The following is a 3,210-nucleotide window of genomic DNA, read 5'->3' on the forward strand; positions in this document are numbered from 1 at the left end:
TAGTATCACTATGTGAAGTTGAACCATTAGATACTAACTCGATAAGAGAGTATAGTTTTGTCTGAAGATTTAATTCTTCTTCTTTAAAATCTCTCCAATCACAGTATGTATATATGTGCTTATCTGACTCAGATAGGAACTTTGAAGCCAGAGCAGATTTACCTTGGCCACCGATACCGGTTATAAATATAACTTTATATGGTAGTTTTAAGGCCTCTAGTTCATCAATTCTACCAGCCCAATATTCAATTTTTGGTGGTGTATCTTGTCCATGTAATAAATTCTCTCTTTCGGATGTTATTATTTTTTTTGCTGGTTGATCTACTGGAGTTGTCGTTGGTAAGTCGATTTCTTTAATGTTTATTAATGCGTCAATTGCGATAGGTATATCATCAAAACAATTTATTTTTATTGTTTCAACAAATTTGTGACTTATGTCGTCAGTTGATATAACGAAATGTTCAACGCCCAACCCATCATACATGCTATCCAATGTATTGAATAAATCGGTAATGTAAGGGTCACTCAGACTAAATCCAATAAACAAGCATGAATGAGAAGATATCAATTTTTGTAGTTGGAATTTTGCTAATCCATTATTGCTACTATATAGAGTCTCATAATCGGATGAGAATATGATAGCGTGATCAATTGCATTACAACTACCATGAATTTTCAATATAAATTCATCAGTGCCATCTAGTTTTGATAACTTATATGTGCTTGTGGGATCAATTACTTCTATCTGGGTGTTGTATTCAATTAAATTATCATAGTTCGTAGTTATTATTTTCCTACTTAGCAGTGTAAGTTTTTCATAAATTGGGTGTTTAATCGTTGTTTTAGTGGATGATTCAAATACCTCGTAGACATCTTTTATGTTTGAGTCTTTAATTTTATCTAAAATTTCTAGTGGAGGAAATAAATCTTGTTCAAGTGCATTAAGGTAACCTTGTCCTTTTTCAATAGAAGGTTTTTTTAGTACATTCATCACTATCTCATTCCAAAGTGGAAGACCGGACATTTTTGAAACGCCAGCACCGATGAATAGTAATTTTTTTTTTTTGATTTTATTGCATTTTGTAATGAGTGTGGGATAGTAATATCCATATATAAAGCATCCAGTTTTTTGATTTAATTAACGTCAGCGGAATAGTTAAAGGTTACTTGGTTTTATAAAAAATTCATTTTGTTAGCCAAAGGTGTTTTTTTGATTAAAACATAACAAAAGCTATTATTTATCGGCATTGTGAGTTCTTTCCAGCAGGAAGAAACGAGTAATGTTACTCACCCATGTAGAATTGCAAATTTGCACCATTGAGACAGTGTTTCTCGTAATTGAGCAACCGAGCCCAGTAAGACCAGTATTCCTCGAATATAACCCGGCTAATAGATAGTGGAGGCAAACTCGCAGTGTTTTGTGCGATGCTACTGGCAACGTTGGCTACCGCCCCTGAGTTACAGCCCCCAGTCTGCTGCCGTTAACCTGCGTTGTCGCAATTGAAGTGCCATGGGCAACACCTATGAGGTTGTGTCTCCACATGGAGATGTTACCTATTGAGGCGGAATGAGAAAGTAGATCGTGATTTTTTTCTGTGCTGGATCAACAAATTAATTATTAACTGTTCGGTATCTGAACAGTCTCGTGGGGTGCAATGCGCTGCGCTTATTGCACCCTACGTTTCTTCGTCAATCCGCTGGGGTGGCGTTGCTGAGCCCCGAGCTTCGCCAAAGTAACAAAAAGGGCGATCTGCGCCCCAAATTCTTTATAATGCCCCCCTTTAAAATCGCCGGACCCGGGTTCGGCGTGCGCTGATGGCTGGCTACGTCATCAGGCAGATCATCAGGATTGAGAAACGGTTATGCATACTCTGGAACAGCTGCGCGCGGGTGAACTGTGCGGTGCCCGCCATCTGAAGCTTTGTGAAAACCTGACGGAGTTCCCCACCGAGATTTTGAGCCTGAAAGAGACGCTGGAGGTGCTGGATCTCACCGGCAACCAGCTAAGCACGCTCCCTGACGAGCTGGCCGGGTTTGGCAAACTGCGCATTATCTTCTGCTCCGAGAACCGCTTTACCGAGTTGCCCGAGGTGCTGGGGCGTTGCCCGGCGCTCACCATGGTGGGTTTTAAGGCCAACCGGATTGCTACCGTCTCGGCCAAGGCACTGCCTGCGGGGTTGCGCTGGCTGATCCTGACCGACAACGCGGTGGAACAGTTGCCTGATGAGCTGGGCCAGTGCGACGCCCTGCAAAAGTTGATGCTGGCGGGCAACCGCCTGCGCCAGCTGCCGACGAGCCTTGCCAACTGCCGCAATCTGGAGCTGCTGCGCATCGCCGCCAACCGCATCGAACGCTTCCCCGAGTGGCTGCTCTCGCTGCCTCGCCTTTCATGGCTTGCCTACTCCGGCAACCCCTTTAGCGAAGGGGCGGAGGCGCGGGCCATCGATGATGCCCATGTCGCTCCCCTTGCCTGGGAGACGCTGGCGCTGGGCGAACAGCTGGGGCAGGGAGCATCCGGCGTTATCCATCGCGCCACCCTTGTGGGTAATACTGCTGATGCAGTGACTCAGGCGAGCGACAGAGGCGATGGCAGTCAGGTGGCGGTCAAGCTGTTCAAGGGGGCGGTGACCAGCGACGGGCTGCCCCGCTGCGAGATGGCGGCATCGCTGGCGGCGGGCACTCATCCCAACCTTATCAAGGTGATGGGCAAGGTGGCGGATCACCCCTCCGGCATTCCGGCGCTGGTGATGGAGCTGATCGACCCGGCCTTTGCCAATCTGGCCGGGCCGCCGAGCCTGGACTCCTGCACCCGGGATGTCTATCCCGAAGGGTTGCGCCTGAGTGTGCCGGATGCGCTGGCGATGGCCCACGGCATTGCCTCGGTGGCGGGCCATCTGCACCGCGCGGGCATCATGCACGGGGATCTCTACGGTCACAATATTCTGTTTTCCCGCGGGGCTGACGCGCCGGCTCGCGTCCTGCTGGGGGACTTTGGCGCGGCTTCCTTATATGGCCGCAGCGACTGCGAGCGGGCACTGGGCCTTGAACGACTGGAAGTGCGCGCCTTTGGCTGCCTGCTGGAAGAGCTGTTGGCCCATTGCGATACGCAAGGCTCACCGCTCGATGGGCTGCATCAGCTCAAAGCGGCCTGCCTCTCGGAACTCCCTGCCGATCGTCCCGATTTTGCTTATATCGAACGCCAGCTGGCGG

General features: G+C 48.4%; 2 protein-coding genes. One reads left to right on the forward strand and one right to left on the reverse strand.

Annotated elements, in window-relative coordinates:
• Positions 1 to 991: SIR2 family NAD-dependent protein deacylase (locus AACS18_RS18335; protein WP_181363322.1), on the reverse strand; the 991-nt coding region annotated here is incomplete at its 3' end.
• Positions 992 to 1,862: 871 nt separating this feature from the next.
• Between AACS18_RS18335 and AACS18_RS18340 the strand changes: the two genes are divergently transcribed.
• Positions 1,863 to 3,210, forward strand: a 1,348-nt coding sequence (locus tag AACS18_RS18340; RefSeq protein WP_108612966.1) for a leucine-rich repeat-containing protein kinase family protein, incomplete at its 3' end; no start/stop codon positions are given.

Source organism: Aeromonas sp. HMWF015, assembly GCF_963878965.1.
Taxonomy (GTDB): Bacteria; Pseudomonadota; Gammaproteobacteria; order Enterobacterales; family Aeromonadaceae; genus Aeromonas; species Aeromonas veronii.